General features: G+C 44.7%; 13 protein-coding genes. 4 read left to right on the top strand and 9 right to left on the bottom strand.

The features are described 5' to 3' along the window. Window positions 1-107 precede the first annotated feature (107 nt). Window positions 108-2,234 (top strand): FAD-dependent 5-carboxymethylaminomethyl-2-thiouridine(34) oxidoreductase MnmC, encoded by a 2,127-nt coding sequence (gene mnmC, locus KT99_RS08150; protein ID WP_040571751.1) that lies wholly within the window; start codon window positions 108-110, stop codon window positions 2,232-2,234. A 76-nt stretch (window positions 2,235-2,310) separates the two neighbouring features. Here mnmC and KT99_RS08145 read toward each other — a convergent pair whose 3' ends face one another. From KT99_RS08145 to prmB, 7 genes are all read right to left on the bottom strand, one after another. Beyond that, window positions 2,311-3,009 carry a DUF3313 family protein gene (locus KT99_RS08145; protein ID WP_100067637.1) on the bottom strand — a complete coding sequence of 233 codons (699 nt, stop codon included), beginning with the start codon at window positions 3,007-3,009 and terminating at the stop codon, window positions 2,311-2,313. A gap of 56 nt (window positions 3,010-3,065) precedes the next feature. Then, window positions 3,066-3,617: an RNA methyltransferase gene (locus tag KT99_RS08140; protein ID WP_005498839.1), complete on the bottom strand. Its 552-nt coding sequence runs from the start codon at window positions 3,615-3,617 to the stop codon at window positions 3,066-3,068. Beyond that, a complete protein-coding gene (locus KT99_RS08135; RefSeq protein WP_005498837.1) occupies window positions 3,614-3,883 on the bottom strand; it encodes a YfcL family protein in 270 nt (89 codons plus the stop codon). The genes KT99_RS08140 and KT99_RS08135 overlap by 4 nt, the downstream gene beginning before the upstream one ends. 195 nt (window positions 3,884-4,078) lie before the next feature. Then, window positions 4,079-5,212: an ATP-NAD kinase family protein gene (locus KT99_RS08130; RefSeq protein WP_005498834.1), complete on the bottom strand. Its 1,134-nt coding sequence runs from the start codon at window positions 5,210-5,212 to the stop codon at window positions 4,079-4,081. Window positions 5,213-5,222: 10 nt separating this feature from the next. Next, complete coding sequence (locus KT99_RS08125) at window positions 5,223-6,386, bottom strand: MFS transporter (RefSeq protein WP_005498832.1); 1,164 nt, start codon at window positions 6,384-6,386, stop codon at window positions 5,223-5,225. 114 nt (window positions 6,387-6,500) lie between these two features. Next, window positions 6,501-7,595 (bottom strand): chorismate synthase, encoded by a 1,095-nt coding sequence (aroC, locus tag KT99_RS08120; RefSeq protein ID WP_005498831.1) that lies wholly within the window; start codon window positions 7,593-7,595, stop codon window positions 6,501-6,503. A gap of 213 nt (window positions 7,596-7,808) precedes the next feature. After that, a complete protein-coding gene (gene prmB, locus KT99_RS08115; protein ID WP_005498828.1) occupies window positions 7,809-8,750 on the bottom strand; it encodes a 50S ribosomal protein L3 N(5)-glutamine methyltransferase in 942 nt (313 codons plus the stop codon). A 280-nt stretch (window positions 8,751-9,030) separates the two neighbouring features. Here prmB and smrB point away from each other — a divergent pair, with 280 nt between their 5' ends. Further along, window positions 9,031-9,561: an endonuclease SmrB gene (smrB, locus tag KT99_RS08110; protein ID WP_005498827.1), complete on the top strand. Its 531-nt coding sequence runs from the start codon at window positions 9,031-9,033 to the stop codon at window positions 9,559-9,561. Between the two features lie 127 nt (window positions 9,562-9,688). Here smrB and sixA read toward each other — a convergent pair whose 3' ends face one another. Next, window positions 9,689-10,159 (bottom strand): phosphohistidine phosphatase SixA, encoded by a 471-nt coding sequence (gene sixA, locus KT99_RS08105; RefSeq protein WP_005498826.1) that lies wholly within the window; start codon window positions 10,157-10,159, stop codon window positions 9,689-9,691. A gap of 298 nt (window positions 10,160-10,457) precedes the next feature. On the opposite strand from sixA, the gene KT99_RS08100 reads away from it, so the two are divergent. Together KT99_RS08100 and KT99_RS08095 are read left to right on the top strand one after the other, a co-directional pair. Next, window positions 10,458-13,247 carry an insulinase family protein gene (locus KT99_RS08100; RefSeq protein ID WP_040571750.1) on the top strand — a complete coding sequence of 930 codons (2,790 nt, stop codon included), beginning with the start codon at window positions 10,458-10,460 and terminating at the stop codon, window positions 13,245-13,247. Between the two features lie 399 nt (window positions 13,248-13,646). After that, entirely contained in the window at window positions 13,647-17,945 is a 4,299-nt protein-coding gene (locus KT99_RS08095) for an EAL domain-containing protein (RefSeq protein ID WP_005498823.1), read from the top strand. A gap of 22 nt (window positions 17,946-17,967) precedes the next feature. Here KT99_RS08095 and KT99_RS08090 read toward each other — a convergent pair. After that, window positions 17,968-18,483: IS66 family transposase (locus KT99_RS08090; protein ID WP_005498822.1), on the bottom strand; the 516-nt coding region annotated here is incomplete at its 5' end.

Below are 18,483 nucleotides of genomic sequence, written 5' to 3'. Positions count from 1 at the left end.
TCTTTCCATTTAGTACATTTAGTACTTTCAGTACTAAATTTGCTACGGTAATAATATCGCTTTTAGCACAATAAAGTGGTCAGCTCTCCATAAACACGGGTAAAATAATGCCTAAAGTAAGACACAGAGTAAATTCCTTGACCCAAGAACGTGAAGAAAAGATGGTAAATAGCCGTATTTGTAGTCATTTCGACTCATTTCATGAGCAAATAGCTAGAATGTATCCTGACAAAAAAAAATTATCATTAGGGCAAATAGGACTCTGTGATGTACAGCAACTGCTATCTGTCATCATATTACAACAAAAGTCCATGGCAGATACTCGATTTTATGTGAAGGTTTTCGAAGCTGATTACTCAGCCATTGAGCGCATAAATCTGCAACTCGTCGCACTTCAAACTCAATACCAAAAGGGCCAAGCGTGTCAAGAACCGGCCCATACCGATTTAGACTCTGGTTCATGTTTAGACAAGCAAGTGGCCATTAAACAGCTTATCGATGCCAAGCTAGTGGCAATACCGGGTTGCCAGAGACTGATTTTAAATCAAGGACGTTGCCTCATCGACCTGTATCTCGGTGATATACATTCAAGTTTAAGCAACACCGTGGCGCCTGCATACCAGGCATCTTATATCCATGCCTGGCTGCACACGTCAGATCAACATTCACTGGATGAGCAAACATTATGGCAGATGGCCAAACTCAGCAGTAACGCCGCCATGCTATCAAGCTTATACATGAGCCAGCAACAGGTTAACTTAGCCCAAGTAGCAGGCTTTACGCTAACGGACATTTCTTCAACAGACGCTTCTTTAAAAGACTGTTTATTAGACGCTAGAGCAGCGGAAAAAACCTCTCCCTCCCCTGCATCGGCTCAGTTAAATGACGAGATATCCCAGCAAGAGCGACAGGCGTTAAGACAAGCTCAGGCCAATGGGTTTCAGCACTATCCTCAGTTACCGGCAAAAGAGGGAGAAATTGCTGTTATAGGTGGTGGGATTGCCAGTACTCATCTTGCGCTATCCCTTGCGGAGCGAAATAAAAGCGTGCGGCTTTTTTGTCAGGATGAGGCCTTCAGCCAACAAGCTTCAGGCAACAAGCAAGGCGCAATTTATCCCCTGCTCACCCCGGATAATGGCACCCTTAGCCAATATTTTCAGCAAGGTTTACTCTTTACCCGAAGGCGATTAACCACCCTGATCGATGAAGGCTTTAACATCGCCAATGAACTTTGCGGTGTATTGCATACTGGCCACGATGAACGCAGCCGTGGCAGAATCAACCGCATCATCTCGGCTCAGGCCTGGCCGAAGGAGATAGCCCACAGGGTATCTGCACAAGAAGCCAGCAACCTCGCCAGCATAGATATAGACCAGGAAGGTGTGTTTTATCCATTAGGTGGCTGGATAAGTCCGCCAGACTTTACCCAAGCCGCTTTCGATAAAGCGAGCCAAATTGCCGATGTCAGCGCCTTATTTAACTGTAACATCACCCGTATCGAGCAAAGCCAAGGTCAGTGGTACCTGTATCAGAACGCTGACGCTCATTCAAAAAATGGATCAGTGAATGAAGTTAAGCATGGTCCCTTCAGCACCTTAGTCCTGGCTAATGGCCGTGGATTAACTCAGTTCGAACAGAGTAAACTCCTGCCGGCAACCGGATTCAGGGGTCAAGTCAGTCATATTCCTGCCCGCAATGAGTTGGCAAAGCTCACTACGGTTCTGTGCTCCCACGGCTACCTGACACCGAGCAATGACCAGCTTCATTGCACAGGTGCAAGTTACGTTAAAGACCCAGAGCATCTGGATTACTGTCCTAACGAGCAGCTAGATAACCTTAAAAAGATGCAGCACAGTTTCGAAAACAAGGCATGGGTCGACGATATAGATATCACAGGACACAGTGCCAGAGTCGGCGTGCGTATGGTCACTCGGGATCATGCGCCTATGCTGGGCTGCGCCCCCGATACCCATGTAATGCTAGAAAATTACCAGCTGCATCAACATACTAAGGCCAGCATCAAGTTCTGGAAGGATAATCCGGCCCCCATTCATCATGGCCTGTTTATTTTGGGTGGATTGGGTTCGAGGGGAATTACCACAGGACCACTGGCTGCCGAAGCCCTAGCTTCTCAACTGTGCGGGGAGATAATACCACTGGATATGGCTACGTTAGCCCTGCTTAACCCCAATCGAATGTGGATGCGTAAACTGATTAAAGGTAAGGCACTTTAGTCTGGATAAACAAAAGCCAGAGGCGTTAAGGCCTCTGGCTTTGTTCATATTAAGCTGATCTATTATGCAATTCTTGTTATTTCTGCGTTTCGGCTCCTGCCTGTATTAGCGCATTTTTAAGAGAGTTAGCCCAACTGCGATACACGGTTCTGACATCACCCCAGTTAAACACCGCAGTATTCTGTCGCCACTGATCGAAGCCCTGGCCTCTATCCGCAGCCTTTGCCAATACTTCACCGGTTCCCCCGTCTTTTATACTCGCCAGCAGCACCATAGAGCCTGAGTTTTGACTATAGGTTTTACCCATTGAACTATAACTTCTGCGCGTGTCTTCACGAGGCGCACTGAGCCTGATATCGGTAACTGCCGCCTCGATGACAAGTGTCCCCTCCCCTGGTTTGTCGACCAGAGTATAAGGCTGCTCATTATTAAAGACCTTCTGGATCATTAAGTGGAATTCATCGGCCATCTTCTGCAGATCTTGCTCTCGCAGCTCATAGCTCGCATTCATCCCATCGCTAATCCGATCGATTCTGGGAGGTTTATAATCGGGGGCATGGTCATTAGTGACTTTGACAGGTTCAAAATAGAGTTGAGTGTATTGTGACCAGTTAACGTTTGGCCTGACGAAGGACATATCGAGTTTTGAATTTTCGACTTTAACCAGGCCATCATCTCTGGTATCGGCACTATCTGTACTGAGTTTGAGGGGCTGAGTACTGCATGCGGCACTACCCAATATCAATAACACCATGGAGCAAATTAAGCGTTTCATAATACAATCCATTGCTAATGGATTGTATATCGTGAATAAGTTTACATTGGTCGTGGTTACTTTTGTTTGACTCTAACCCGATTATTGTTATCACGGCTTTGCCTGATAAGCGCATCATCGGCGATCTGCATATTAGTCTTGGCTAAACGGTCATAGAGTAAGACATTGACCGACGACGCCAGATTCATACAACCTATGGTAGGCACATAAACCACAGCATCGGCTGCATCGATGAGGGCTTGTTCTATGGTGCCATCTTCCGGGCCAAACACATAGATGGCTTTATCGGGGTGAACAAATTCTGGTAAAGGAATCGCGCCTTCGACGAGATCGACGCACACCAGTTTTACACCGTCTGTACGGGCCGATAAAAGATCATCAGTTGCCGTCAGGGGAATATGTTGCCCCGCCCTCTTGGTATCGGTATTGTACTGCTCGCCCCTGTGTTTAGCGGCGAGCGCATAACGTTTGCCCGTGTATAAGATCTCATTGGCCTGATAGCAACCTGCAGCTCTCATCACACCGCCCACATTGGTCGGGCTTTTGGGATTGACTAAACCAATTTTAACCAGGCTGGTTCTGTCTACGCTGTCAGCACAAGTTGTCACGCGCTGAGTTTTTCATTTAGCTGCTGCCAAGCTGAGGCAACCAAAGCATAATCCGTATCATCCAGCTCTTTCTTAGCCAGCTGCAGACACACATCCATCTTTTCACCGAGAGCCGCGATGCCTTGCACAGTCTCTACTTCTAACTGAGAGAGCGCCACCACAAAATGCCCCTGAAGGTAACCACTGGCAAAGAGGGCATCTTCATCCCCTTTCGCGACGATATCGTCTATCCACTCATATAATGATGTTTCATACTGCTCTAACATGCTAACTCCGCTCTTTCTTTATCAATTCATAACTTAATATTACTAGCCGGTGATGACTCAACTAGCTCCATTCAGGTCGGGATTAGCAACCTGAACCATGACGTCATTATACTAGCCGGTGATGACTCAACTAGCTCCATTCAAGTCGGGATTAGCAACCTGAACCATGACGTCATTATACTAGCCGGTGATGACTCAACTAGCTCCATTCAGGTCGGGATTAGCAACCTGATACATGACGTAATCATGGTAGCCAGTAATGACTCGATAATAGCCACACAGGTCTTTGTCTAATTCAGGGTCGCCACTATCCACAATTAAGGGCCGTCCTTCAAGTGCTTTTAACTTAGTTTTTGTCGACAAGATGATGATATTGTCCTTGCCAACACGTTTAATCAGCTCGCTGGACAGCTGTTGGTTACCTCGACCCAGAATATGCCCTTGCCCGCCTATCAGGGTGATCACTAACTTAACTGGCTGATCTTTAGTCATATCCAATAATTGTCTGGCACCTAGGTCGGCACCAATCACTCGACGGTTCTGCACCAAATCGACACCCAACAAGGTGTTTTCAAGCTGCAACTCAGACATCACGGCGGCGACAGTACTACCAGAGCCTATGATATAAAGCTCATCTTCCATGTTCTCTACGACTTCGGCGGCGATATCGGTAAGCACCAATTCATCGATTTCTATTCCGCCCATCTTGACCGCCTGAATATACCTAGGCTCGGCGGGTACCAGCATTTCACCATAGCGCTTGGCTCTGACGGTGCCTTGTCGAAAAGCCACCTCATCGATATCCATCACATCTGCGCTCATCAGGCTAACCAGCTCACCATCGAGTAACATCTTAACCACCATGCCAGATGCATGTGGCGTGATGCCGTATACGCCTGAGTGGATCTTGACCCCTGCGGGTACACCGAGAACCGGCATGTTTTCATCGGCCACACAATAGACGTCCCGCGCAGTACCATCTCCTCCGGCAAACAGCAGCAAATCTAACGCTTCATCTAACAGGTATTTAACCACAGCCTGAGTATCACTTGCTTCACTCTTGCCGCAAACCTGATGCACGACACAGACATCGAAGCCCATCTCTTTAGCCAAGTTTTCACCCATGTCGCCGGAGGCGGTGATCACTTCGATCTTATCTTGATAGGGTAAGATCACCTCGAGTGCCTGTTGCATACGCAAATGCGCCTTAGGCTTAGCCCCACGCGCTAACGCCTCTTCAGCCACACCATCACTGCCCTTGAGTGCAACGCTGCCCCCAAGACCTGCGAAAGGGTTAATGATTAACCCCAGACGAAATCGAATTGCCATTTACTGTCCTTTATGGTGTCTGATAAACATGCTTAGGTATAAAGCAAGCGGCCAACATGGCGATAAATGCACAAATCGCCGCGCCAATCCAGGCTAAATAAGCCCCCGAGCCGTCTCCCCAGATCATGCCGCACAGCCAAGTACCCAGAGCCCCACCGACGCCGAAACTGAGACTGGCATATAAGGCTTGCCCTTTACTTCTGTGACTCGCATCGAAGCGGCTATGAACGAATTGAATCGAGGCCGCATGGACTAAGCCAAAGGTAAAGGCATGCAGCAGTTGGCTCAAGCCTAGCCAGATAACACTATCGACCAAGTATGCCATTAACAACCAGCGGATCCCGGTAAAACCTAAACTGACCACTAATAGCCGTTTTACTCCAAACCGCCCCAATAGCCTTGGCGCTATCATAAACATCAATATTTCGGCCAGTACACCCAGTGCCACATACATACCCGCGACGGCTTCTGTGTATCCAGCTTGCTTAAGATAGAGCACGAAGAATCCATAAAATGGCCCCGCACTCATCTGCAGTAATATCGCCGAGATTAAAAACCAGACAATACCTTTATCTAAGGCGAGCTTAGGCGTATCGCCTTTCCTCTTCACCACGGCACGATCCGAGGGTAAAGGCAGCGCACTGAGCAGTAACCCGATGAATAACACCATACCAACATAGGGCAAAATTTCAGTGCCCCAAAGGGAAATGCCAAAGCCCACTCCGACCACAAAGACCAAATAACCCAGACTGCCAAAACTGCGAATGGCACCATAGCGGGAGGTATTCTCGCCTAAAGTTTCTAAGGTGATCACCTCGAGCTGTGCCAAGATAGCATTCCAGAAGAAGGTATAGACACACAGACTGATGGCAAGATAGGTAAAACTGCCATCATAGAAGAAGGTGAGATAACTTACCGCTGCGGCAGCGGCTCCCCACTTGACGAGCTGGGCACGCATGCCTGTCCTATCGGCCACCATGGCCCAAACATTGGGTGCTATGATGCGGGTGGCCATTAAAATGGCTAGCAGAGAGCCTATTTCCTGGGGATTAAAGCCTCTATTTTCGAAGAAAACCCCGAGATATGGCACCATCACGCCTAAGATGGCAAAGAAGAAGAAATAACAGGCGCTGATCCAGCGCAGTTTTGTACTGACTTGGGATGTCTGATCCATGATGTCGCTTCTTATATAAAGCAGCTATAGATTTTAAGCTGCTAACAACAAAATAAGTAGTTATGAGAAAACAAAAAAGGCACCTCGAATTCATTTAGCACACATCAAGGTTAATTAACGCATACCTATCTGAGGTGTGCTGCTGTGCACATGCATATTTTGCGCCCGGTGCCTAAGTAGGTGATCCATCAATACGATGGCAAGCATGGCCTCGGCAATCGGTACGGCGCGAATGCCTACACAAGGATCATGGCGGCCTTTAGTCACGACTTCAGCCTTCTCACCTTGAGCATTGATGCTCTCCCCCGGGATGCTGATGCTCGACGTCGGCTTCATGGCGATATGAGCAATAATCGGTTGACCCGATGAAATTCCACCTAGAATGCCGCCGGCATGGTTTGAAGCAAAGCCTGCGGGGGACATCAAATCTCTATGCTCCGAGCCTTTCTGCTCCACCACCTCGAAACCATCGCCAATCTCGACACCTTTAACCGCGTTGATCCCCATTAAGGCATGGGCGATCTCGGCATCGAGCCTATCGAATACAGGCTCACCTAAACCAACAGGGACACCGGTAGCAACCACAGATACCTTGGCGCCGATAGAGTCGCCACTCTTCTTCAGGGCTCGCATGTACTCATCGAGTGCATCAAGTTTTGATGCATCGGGGAAGAAGAAGGCGTTTTGCTCAATCTGACTAAAATCTATGGTTTCGGCCTTGATAGGACCAAGTTGAGACAAGTAACCAGTGATCTCGATACCATGAACTTGTTTCAGGTATTTTTTAGCCACGGCGCCTGCAGCCACACGCATGGCTGTTTCCCGTGCTGATGCACGTCCACCGCCGCGGTAATCACGTAAACCATACTTTTGCTGGTAGGTGTAATCGGCATGTCCCGGACGGAACAGATCTTTAATATCGGAGTAATCTTTACTGCGCTGGTCGGTATTTTCAATCATAAGACCGATCGAGGTACCTGTGGTTTTACCCTCGAATACGCCAGATAAGATACGCACCTCATCGGCCTCACGTCTTGCTGTGGTATAGCGAGAAGTCCCGGGACGACGTCGGTCAAGGTCATGTTGCATATCGGCTTCATTGAGCTCGAGTCCCGGTGGAACGCCATCGATAATGCAACCTAATGCGACACCATGGCTCTCACCAAATGTTGTCACGACAAAATTTTGTCCAATACTGTTTCCCGACATCCGCTCTATTAACCTCTGACTAGTTTTAAAATACTCTGAATTTGTACACCAGCCGAGATTAGCTTAAATGAGCAACAAGTGACAAGCTTAAATAAAGACTAATACCATTCCATATAAGTATCTGGTCAGTTCAGATACTTGCTCGGAATGGTATAATTATGCGTTAGCCTTTTTTATCACCAGCGCACATCGAGACTTGTTGAGCCGCGATGTTTACTTGTCTTTGAAGATGGCAAACAATGATTCATTTTCGACTAGCTGATCACGGGTCAAGACAAACACACCATCACCGCCATTTTCGAATGTCACCCAAGTGAACGGCACATTGGGGAACTGCTCCAGCAGGTGCACCATAGAGTTACCGACTTCGACGACCAGTAAACCATCTGTCGTCATGTAGTCGGCTGCATTGGCCAGAATACGTTTGGTCAGATCGAGCCCGTCACGTCCCGATGCCAGACCGATCGCAGGCTCGTGCTGATATTCATCGGGCATGTCACCGATATCTTCGGCGTCCACATAAGGCGGATTAGACACGATCAGATCGTAGTGTGGACCTTTTGGTATCGCAGAGAAGATATCTGATTCGATAGGAAAGACCCTATCCAGCACGCCTAGACTCTCTATATTAATTTGCGCGACATCGAGGGCATCGGCACTGATGTCTAGTGCATCCACTTCTGCTTCGTCAAATTCATAGGCACATGCGATAGCGATACAAGCGCTGCCTGTACATAGGTCAAGTACGCGGTTAACTTGCTTATGATACAACCAAGGGCTGAAACGATTAGCAATCATCTCGGCAATGGGAGAGCGCGGTACCAGCACACGTTCATCGACAAAAAACTCAAGCCCGGCAAACATGGCCTTGTTGGTCAAGTAAGGAACCGGCAGGCGTTCTCTTACACGACGAATAATGAGCTCGACGATTTTATGCTTCTCACTGCAGGTGAGATTAGCGTGGATAACTTGCTGACCTAGCGCTTCTGGCAGATGAAGGGCATGAAAAACTAAGGCTATGGCTTCATCCCAGGCATTATCGGTCCCATGACCATAATAAATATTGGCATCATTAAAACGGCTCACGCCCCAACGCAACATATCACCTATGGTACGTAGCTCAGTTACGGCTTCATCTACAAAAATCTTATCCAAAACTCACTCCAACATATTTATTCCGTTTCATTGTAACTGAACTCTATTCATAAGGCATCGGATTCAATAAAATAGCAGTATGAATAACGCCGATCATCTATATAATTTAGCTTTTATATTGGTTTATACCTAAACGACCTCGAGATGCAGCATTCAGCATCTCGAGAAATCGCTTGGGATTGAAAAACTGAGAGTCTCTGAACTGACCAGATACTTATATGGAATGGTATTATTAGCATCTACAGCGGCTTAAACGATTTTAAGGTTACAAAATAGACACATGAAGAATAAAGACACCTCTGAAGACCAAGATCTATTTTCATCTATGACTAAAGGCATTGAACCCTTCACGCAAGATAAGCGTCACTTCAGAGCCGAGCCCAAAGATAAGAAGGTGATCGAGGAGAAAACCCAGCAGCTCCATGCCGACAGCTATTTCTCAGATACCTATCAACCTCACCTGCCCAGTGAAGGCCCGATGCGTTGGTCACGAGATGATATTGATAGCTTCGAGCTAAAACGACTTCGCCGGGGAGATTATCAACCTGACCTACTCTTGGATCTGCATGGTATGCGTCAGTCGGAAGCAAAGCTTGAGCTTGCGGCGTTAATTCAAGCCTGTATTAAGCAGCAGTCTCATTGCTGCTGTGTCATGCACGGCCACGGTACGGGTATCCTAAAACAGAATATTCCCATGTGGTTAGCCCAGCATCCACATGTGAAGGCTTTCCATAAGGCGCCCAAAGAATGGGGAGGCGATGCGGCCTTACTGGTGCTTATCGATATTGGAGATCAGCCCTATAGAAGGTAGAAAAGGTGCGAGGTGCGAGGTGCGAGCAGCGAGCAGATTTAAATTCAAACAAAGAAAACAGTCAATAGAACTACTGTTTTCTTACTGGATAACCCTACTGTTGCTAAATATATCTTACTCATTGCATTTAACTGATGCTGTGGTGCGCATGTTGCCATACCAGAGTTGCGCACTCGCAATGCTTATCTATCAATGCCACCCCTGAGGTAGCAAAAAAAGGCGGCTCGGTACCGGCAATCAATTCACTCACCATATAACCCAACAAGGGCATGTGAGCAATCACTAACACTTTGTCGGCTTTATATTGCTCGGCGTATGCCAAGGTGAGATCCGCAGCAGTGCTAGGGTTTCCCGATGGAACCAATTCATCGAGCACTAGCCACTTTCTAGGCTCGGGGAAGTGTTTACTGACTTCCTGCCAACTTTGCTGTGCTCTCAAATAGGGGCTGACAAGCACCAGATCGAACTCAAGCACAGATTTGGCCAGCCAGTTACTCATTAAAGAGGTGTGATACCGACCCGTATCGGTCAGGATCCGTTCTCTGTCTGAGTGAGCTTGATAACTCGCTTCACCATGACGCATTAAAAATAGCTGCATACCACTCTCGCTACTCATTTTTCTCGTTATATGCCAATTGTAGCCGCAAAAGTCAGCGGCACAAACCCTATTTAAGTTATTAATTAGTCGAATAGACTTAGGATCTGTATCTCTTTCAAATTCGAGACTATAAATGGAGAATATTTAACCCCTATAGAGACTTGCTAAAGCAGGATAAGGGGAACAATATGCAATACTCGCTTTTTATTTCCGATAAAATAGCTAGTATTTATTTAATGATACCTCATAGTTAACTTGTGTATATGAGCCTATTGGTAAATCAGATGGAGCCTTCTACTTGTCAGAATCCTTGCAAATCATCAAAAGTCCAAACGATCTCCGTCGCTATCAGCATTTAGTACTCGACAATGGTCTCGCCGTGCTCTTGGTTGAAGATATGGAAGCGAGCCAAGCCGCAGCCTCTATGGTGGTCAATGTGGGTCACTTCGATGATCCTGTTGAGCGGGCTGGCATGGCACATTTCCTCGAGCATATGCTTTTCTTGGGCACAGAAAAATTCCCTGACTCAGGCGAGTATCACGCATTTATCAATCAGCATGGCGGCAACAATAACGCCTGGACAGGCACTGAGCACACCAATTTTTTCTTCAGTATTAATGCCGATGTTTTTGAGGAATCGTTAGATAGGTTCAGCCAATTTTTTATCGCCCCCTTGTTTAACGAAGCACTCGTCGATCGTGAGCGACATGCCATCGAGTCTGAATTTAGTTTAAAACTTAAGGATGACATTCGTCGAACCTATCAAGTGCAGAAAGAGACGGTCAATCCTGAGCATCCATTCTCAAAATTTTCTGTGGGCAACTTGAAAACACTCTGCGGCGAAGAATCCATCCTCAGAGAGGAGCTAGTCGCATTTTATCGCAGCCATTATAGCGCGAATATCATGACGCTATGTTTGGTTGGGCCCAGATCGCTAGCTAAACTTGAATTACTGGCAGAGCAATATTTCAGCAAAGTAAATAATCACCAACTTGAGAAGCACTATCCAGCGGTACCTATTTATCGGCAAGAGCAACTGACAACCCAGCTGCATATCATCCCGCTCAAAGAACAGAAGCGAGTGGCGATCACGTTCAATTTGCCGGCCATAGATGCTTTCTATAAACACAAGCCACTGACCTTTATCAGCCATTTACTCGGTTACGAAGGTAATGGCAGCCTACTGTCCTACCTAAAAGAACAAGGTTTTGCTATCAACCTATCTGCTGGGGGGGGAGTCAATGGCTATAACTTTAAAGATTACAACATCAGTATTCAGCTTACTGAGAAAGGACTCACTCACCTGGATACGGTCATTCGCTGCGTTTTTGAATATATTGAACTGATTAAAACCCAAGGTTTGGAAGACTGGCGCTATCAAGAGCGGGCAAATCTGCTCAATTTGGCATTTAGGTATCAAGAGCAGATTCGACCATTAGATCTGGCCAGCCACCTCAGCATCAATATGCACCATTATGATGTGGAGGATTTGGTTTATGGTGATTATAAGATGGACAGTCTTAACGTTAGCGAAACCTTAGATTTACTGCAACTAATGACACCATCGAATATGCGCATCCAGATCATCGCAGCAGAATTAGATACCGAGCGGCAAGCTGCCTGGTACCATACGCCATATCAGATAAAACCCATTGCAGATGAAAGGCTCAAATCCTGGAGTCATATTCAAATCAGACCCGAGCTCAAGCTACCGACCGCGAATCCATTTATCATATCGGACTCCATTGCTCGCCCCGAAAAGAGTCAGAATAAGATCCCAGTCATCGTTTCCCAAGAGAAAGGCTATCGGATCTGGCACCGCAAAGATGATGAGTTTAATGTTCCTAAGGGCCATATGTACCTATCTCTTGATTCTGAACATGCCGCATCGTCTCCCAGGAATGCCGCGCTAACTAGGCTCTACGTCGAGATGTTGCTCGACTATCTGGTTGAATATACCTATCAAGCCGAAGTGGCCGGGCTCAGTTACAACATCTATTCTCACCAAGGTGGTATCACCTTACATCTGACAGGTTTTACCGGTAAACAGGAAGCGCTATTATCGCTATTGATCAATAAAGCCAGAGAAAGAAACTTTACTCAGAATCGATTTAATTCAATTAAACGTCAGATTTTGAGAAATTGGTATAACCAAACCAAAGCTAAGCCTATCTCACAGATCTTCACCAGCTTAACGGTGACACTGCAAAAGCGCAGTTATGAGCCATCACGCATGGCTGAAGAATTAGAAGAGATAACCTTAGAAGATCTACATGAACACGTCAGAAAATTCTATGAGAAAATCCACCTCGAGGGCTTAGTCTACGGCGATTGGCTGGTCGAAGAAGTTAAGGCATTAGGCAAGCGATTAGATCATATCCTCTCCCTAGTCTCATCACCCAGTGGCGAATCTGATCGTGAGCTGGTTGACCTGTCGGGTAAGGGAACGCTTCTACGTGAAATTACCGCGTCTCACCAAGACAGCAGCATCATCATCTACTATCAAGCATCTCAATCGAATCCTGAGACCATGGCCCTGTTCAGTTTATTGAACCACACCATGTCTTCGACTTTCTTTCACGAACTCAGAACCAAGAGACAACTGGGCTATATGGTAGGCACGGGCTACTTACCACTTAATCGCTATCCAGGGATCGTATTTTATATCCAGTCACCAACATCTAGCCCTCTGCAGCTCTTAGAAGCCATTGACGAGTTTATTGCCGACTTTAACTACGCGGTTATGCAGATCACTAATCAACAGTGGGAACTCACTAAACAAGGCCTTATCAACCAAGTCATGGAACACGATGCTAACCTTAAGACTCGAGGCCAACGCTATTGGTCTAGCATAGGCAATAAGGATTATGACTTTAATCAACGAGAGTTAGTCGTGAAAGAGATTGAAAAGCTGACTCGCGCCGATGTGATCAAGTTTATGATGCAAAAAATGCGTAACAAACTCTGTGATCGCTTAGTGCTGTTCACCACAGGCGACAATCACAGACATGAGGAGCGCCTAAGCTCAGACAACATGATCACAGATCTGCGCAGTTTTAAGCTTCAAGCGAATAAATTCAGCTACTAATCTCTTACAATTAGCCGCTTAGATGCAAGCTAAACTAAGAAGTAAACCCAAAGCTAAAGTCATTCGACTCGGCTTTGACTTGTGACAGAAATTGAACTTTCACATTCAGAGCCGTGAACGAATCCCGCCTCTCCGGCAAACGATGCCGGATTATTCCAACAAATTAGATAAATCACAAAAATACGCCAATTTTAGTCAAATAACCTTAATTTGAAAGATACTCTAGATTTTATGGTTAAACTAAGGAGATTATTAGGCATAAAACAACAACCAAACATTGATCAATAATGATTATCACTAAACAATTTCCCTTCAAATTTTGACAAAGTCTTCACTTTCTGAAAAAGTGAGGTTAAATCCCTGTTGCCTAAGCATTACTGGCTAATAATCAAACTGAAAATGATGCCAAACGCGATGATGAAAACAATCACCACTCTCCTACTGGCACTCTGTCTTTTCGGCCAGGCGCATGCTATTGATCAATCATCTGAATCAAGCAGTGAAATCCCTCTAGAACAGAAGCAAGCTTCAATTCTCCTTAACACTGATACCTATAGCGTCGCGGAAGGATTATCTCAAGCTACAGTCACTTCTATAGTTGAAGATAACGATGGTTATCTTTGGATTGGAACTGTTAATGGACTAAATAGGTTCAACGGAAGTAGTTTTAAACATTATTTTTCCGATGGAACTCAGACAGGTCTTCCAAGTTCTTTTATCAGGAGCTTAATAATAAATAATGGTGATTTACTCGTAGGCACAGACAGCGGGTTAGTCAAGCTGGATAAGAACACCTCAACATTTGTTAAAATTGGTGAAAACCTACCTATAAATGACTTACCTATTTGGTCAATGATCGATTCTGGAAACAGCATAATAATAGGAACTAACAATAAAGTTTTCGTACTAAATAAAGACAACAGCATAGTTACATCATCATTCGAAGATATTTCCTTCGATGGGATAAAGTCAGTGATACGTATTGATGACACTTTTATTATTAGAAATTACAATGGGACAATTATAAAGTATAAAACTGATGCAAGTATCATCTCGACAAAATCCAAAAAAATAATAGATTACAAAGGGACTCTTCTAAGTCACACCGAAAATGGGATTTACACTATAAATAATGATGTACCTTATCAGGTAAGTTCATTTAGGTACGACACTATATTTAAGTCTAAGGGGGAGTTATATGGTTTTTATGAGAATGAACTCTTCGAAATACACCCCGACTTTTCACATAGTAGTATCGGTAAACTCCAAGGGGTCGAATACACATTAGAAAGACCTTTGATTTTATCTGGAGCTAGTAGTCTATACATTTCATCTATAAATATGGGTTTTATTGAAATAAGAGATTTATCAAACATTGTTAACTATTTATCGATAGAAAAGCATAATGTATGGTCTTTGAATAGTCAAAGGCAAGAAACCTTAACCGTCGCGAGCGATTCAAATTTAATTTCTATTTACGATATTAATTTAAAGCTTATAGGTAAATATGATAGTGGAATAACAGGAGCAAAGTCTGCAATTACACTTAAAGGAAAACTGTTTATAGGTAGTGCTGAAGGTCTGTATTCGTTAGATCTTAAGTCTAAAATAAAAACGAAAATTAGTAATGAAAGTTTTGCAGTTTTACGTAGCACCAATGATGGCAACGACTTTTTAGCAGGGACTACCAATGGATATATTTTAACCGTCAACGTTTCAGAAAATAAAACAATAAGTCTCATTGAAGTTGACAAAGGAAACCCTATATTTGACATAATTCCTACAACTGATGGAATCCTAATAGCTAGTCAAGGTGGACTTTTTAAAATAAAAAACAACTCCATACTTGAAATATTCACTAGCGATATAGTGTTTAGTGCAAGAGAATACAAGAACGATATATTTTTTGGGACTACGAAGTCGATATTTAGTTACAATATAAACACGAGAAAAGTATCTGAAATATATTCAAACAACAAAGCAATATTTTCCATGTCAACTTGGAATGATTTACTTTTTGCATCTTCGATAAATGAGGTAATCCTCATCCACGATGAACAGATTACTATATTAAATAGAAACACAGGGATTCAGAATGAATATAACACTCAATCTTCTGTGTTTTTTAATGGCAATCTGATTTTAGGCGGGATAAATGGTCTGAGTTCATTAAAACCAGAAAACATATTCAACTATCTTGAAAACAGTTCGCCGCCCAAAGTTTCAATAGAAGAACTTTTAGTTTTTAATCTGCCCAGAAAAATGATCAATGGCGAATTAAAAAAACCTATATCGTTATCAAGAAAAATTGAACTTGATCATTCAGATTACCCTTTTACATTTAAATTTAGTTCACCGGGAAAGCCGAGTGCAGAAATAGAATTTAATTATCAAATGGAAGGCCTGTCAGATACATGGATATCTTCACAAGGAATAAATACTGCGACATATACAAACCTCTCTCCAGGAGAATATACTTTCAACGTATATGCTATCGACCCATTTGTTAAAATTTCAGGCAATGTGAAAAGCATTAAAGTTATAATAACTCCTCCATGGTGGCTTTCTAAACAAGCTGAATTTATCTATTTCATGCTTTCACTGATCATTTCAGCAGTCATTGTAAAGACTATACTGAGACGCCGGGAAGTCCAAAAGCAGATTGCTAAATCTGAAGAACGATTAAAACTCTCTTTATGGGGGAGTGGTGATGAGATGTGGGATTGGGATATCGAAACAGGGCAGATATATCGTTCTAATATCTGGGGGTCACTTGATTTTCCTCGAGATGGGCAGAGAGCAGGTGAAACAGGTGAAAAAAGTAATATTCACCCCATGGATCAGAAGCGTGTCAGTACCGCGCTTAATGATCATTTCTCTGGCAAGTCAGATCACTTCGAAGCAGCCTATCGTGTGAAAGGAAAGTCCGGTGACTGGGTGTGGATTTTAGATAGAGCAAAGATTGTCGAGCGTGATGAGAAAGATAATCCGCTTCGAATGACGGGTACCATCAAGAACATCAACAACTTTAAACATGCCGAAGAACAGTTGCGGCTTTTTGAACGAGCTATCGCCAACATTTCAGAAGGTATGTTTATTCTAGACAGTGAGTTTAGATTTGTAGAAGTCAACGAAGCCTGTTGTGAGCTGTGTTTAAAACCCAAAGATAAGTTTATTGGCGAGCAATTTAACTTCGACCTTTACCCCGATAGCTATTCTGAACAGATCCGCACTATATTGAATCAACAAGGTCGATGGAGTAACGATGTCGAGTCTGCTAAGGGAGATGGTTCCAGCTTCTTGATGGAACTCACTGTCGATGCTATCTACGATGAACAGGGACAGCTTACTCATTATGTAGGCGTATTTTCTGATATTTCCCGTCGTAAACAGCAAGAAGAAGAGCTTAGAAAGCTGACCAACAACGATCTGCTGACTAACCTTCCCAACCGTTCAAGTTTGATGGTCACCTTAGGTAATCTGGTTAAACGCGACTCTCATCACACACTCATGGTACTCGATCTTGATAACTTCAAAAAAATTAACGACTCTCTCGGACACCAGGTTGGTGATGAATTATTAATAAAAGTCGCTAGACGCATCGAAGCTGCAGTTCCCTACCACACCAGTATCTACCGCCTCGGCGGTGATGAATTCGCCATTCTCGTCGACGATAATCCAGATATAGGCTCGAGTGCGGTTATCGCTAATAGTGTTATCGAAGCCTTCGTCACACCGTTCGAATTGACCTCAGATAAAGTCGTAGTTGGCATGAGTATTGGTATAGTGCTCTACCCTGAAGATGACCAAAATGAACAAGCCCTACTGCGTAAAGCTGATATCGCCATGTACCACGCCAAATCCGCGGGTGGCAATCGCTATCAGTTCTACTCAGAATCACTGAACCGTAACGCAATTAGACAACTGGAAGTGGAAAACCTAATCAGACAAGCTATCAAGGAAGACCTGTTTGAAGTTTACTATCAACCTAAAATTGATCTTAAAAGTGGTAAGATGACAGGCATGGAAGCGCTAGTCAGGCTCAATCACCCAGAGCAAGGACTGATCCCACCTAATGAATTTATTCCATTAGCCGAAGAGAATGGCCTGATCGTAGAAATTGGTGACATAGTCATGAAGAAAGCCTGCTTCGCGGCACAAAAATGGCGGAGCCAAGGAATCTTCAATGGACGCGTAGCGGTCAATTTATCTTCATATCAGTTCGCTCTACCCGATCTGCAGCAGCGTATCGAGTCAATTTTACGTCTAACTCAGCTTCCTGCAGCGAATTTAGAGCTTGAAATCACCGAAGGGACCGTCATTAAAGAGCCAGAGAAAGCTATAAAAGTGATGCAACAGCTATCTAAGATGGGAGTAACTCTGGCGTTAGACGATTTTGGTACGGGTTACTCTTCACTCTCCTACCTTAAACGTTTCCCTATTCACACGTTGAAGATAGATAAAGCCTTTGTGGACGATATCGATAAGTCTGATCGTGATCTTAAGATGGTCGACTCGATTATTACTATTGCCCACAACATGGGGCTCTCTGTTGTAAGCGAAGGTGTAGAAGACGCCTCACAACTCAGCATCCTAAAAGCACTTAATTGCGAGGAGATTCAGGGGTTTATATTCAGCAAGCCAGTCACAGAAGCTGAGTTTACCAAGCTACTCCACAAGGAGTTCATCGAACCGTAAGCATTCACCAGAGGGGGATTGACTAAGCTGAGGTTAGTCCAAATACGTCTGGGTAGTCGCATTTACCCACCACGCCCGCAATGATAGTGCTGATCACTGTTATCGGGGATAACTTGCGCTTCTTGCACGTTTCAACGACTGAGAGGATCCGAGATCGAAACTTCTCACCCCTATCTGAACTGGTGCCATAGCAGATCTTGCGCATGATCACGCTGCCACGCAAACAACGCTCGGCTTCGTTATTGGTCAAAGGTGTCCCTGGGTGATTGAGAAAAACCCATAAACCTTGCTCATATTTGAGAATATGCCGGCATCGGCCTGAGTAGCGTGAAGCGGGCACATTTTCCCCGCACTCAAGCCAGCGCTTAATATTGCGCCTTAGTCGTTGCATTCGCCGACGCCACATTATTTCGTCAACGTCACCGGCTTCATATCTATGTTGAGTGCGAAATACGGACTTGAATAGCAATACCAGTCGATTGCCGATACTCGCGGTAAGCCCCTTACCTGAATAATCGGCCATTTGTTGTAAATTACG

The organism is Shewanella benthica KT99, assembly GCF_000172075.1.
GTDB lineage: Bacteria > Pseudomonadota > Gammaproteobacteria > Enterobacterales > Shewanellaceae > Shewanella > Shewanella benthica_A.
Note: the sequence above shows the minus strand (reverse complement) of the source record. Positions and strands in the feature narration are given on the sequence as shown.

Bases quoted from the DNA above. Each gene is read 5' to 3' on its own strand.
- mnmC (WP_040571751.1), top strand. From the start codon at position 108: ATGCCTAAAGTAAGACACAGAGTAAATTCCTTGACCCAAGAACGTGAA.
- KT99_RS08145 (WP_100067637.1), bottom strand. From the start codon at position 3,009: ATGAAACGCTTAATTTGCTCCATGGTGTTATTGATATTGGGTAGTGCC.
- KT99_RS08135 (WP_005498837.1), bottom strand. From the start codon at position 3,883: ATGTTAGAGCAGTATGAAACATCATTATATGAGTGGATAGACGATATC.
- KT99_RS08130 (WP_005498834.1), bottom strand. From the start codon at position 5,212: ATGGCAATTCGATTTCGTCTGGGGTTAATCATTAACCCTTTCGCAGGT.
- KT99_RS08125 (WP_005498832.1), bottom strand. From the start codon at position 6,386: ATGGATCAGACATCCCAAGTCAGTACAAAACTGCGCTGGATCAGCGCC.
- aroC (WP_005498831.1), bottom strand. From the start codon at position 7,595: ATGTCGGGAAACAGTATTGGACAAAATTTTGTCGTGACAACATTTGGT.
- smrB (WP_005498827.1), top strand. From the start codon at position 9,031: ATGAAGAATAAAGACACCTCTGAAGACCAAGATCTATTTTCATCTATG.
- sixA (WP_005498826.1), bottom strand. From the start codon at position 10,159: ATGCAGCTATTTTTAATGCGTCATGGTGAAGCGAGTTATCAAGCTCAC.
- KT99_RS08095 (WP_005498823.1), top strand. From the start codon at position 13,647: ATGATGCCAAACGCGATGATGAAAACAATCACCACTCTCCTACTGGCA.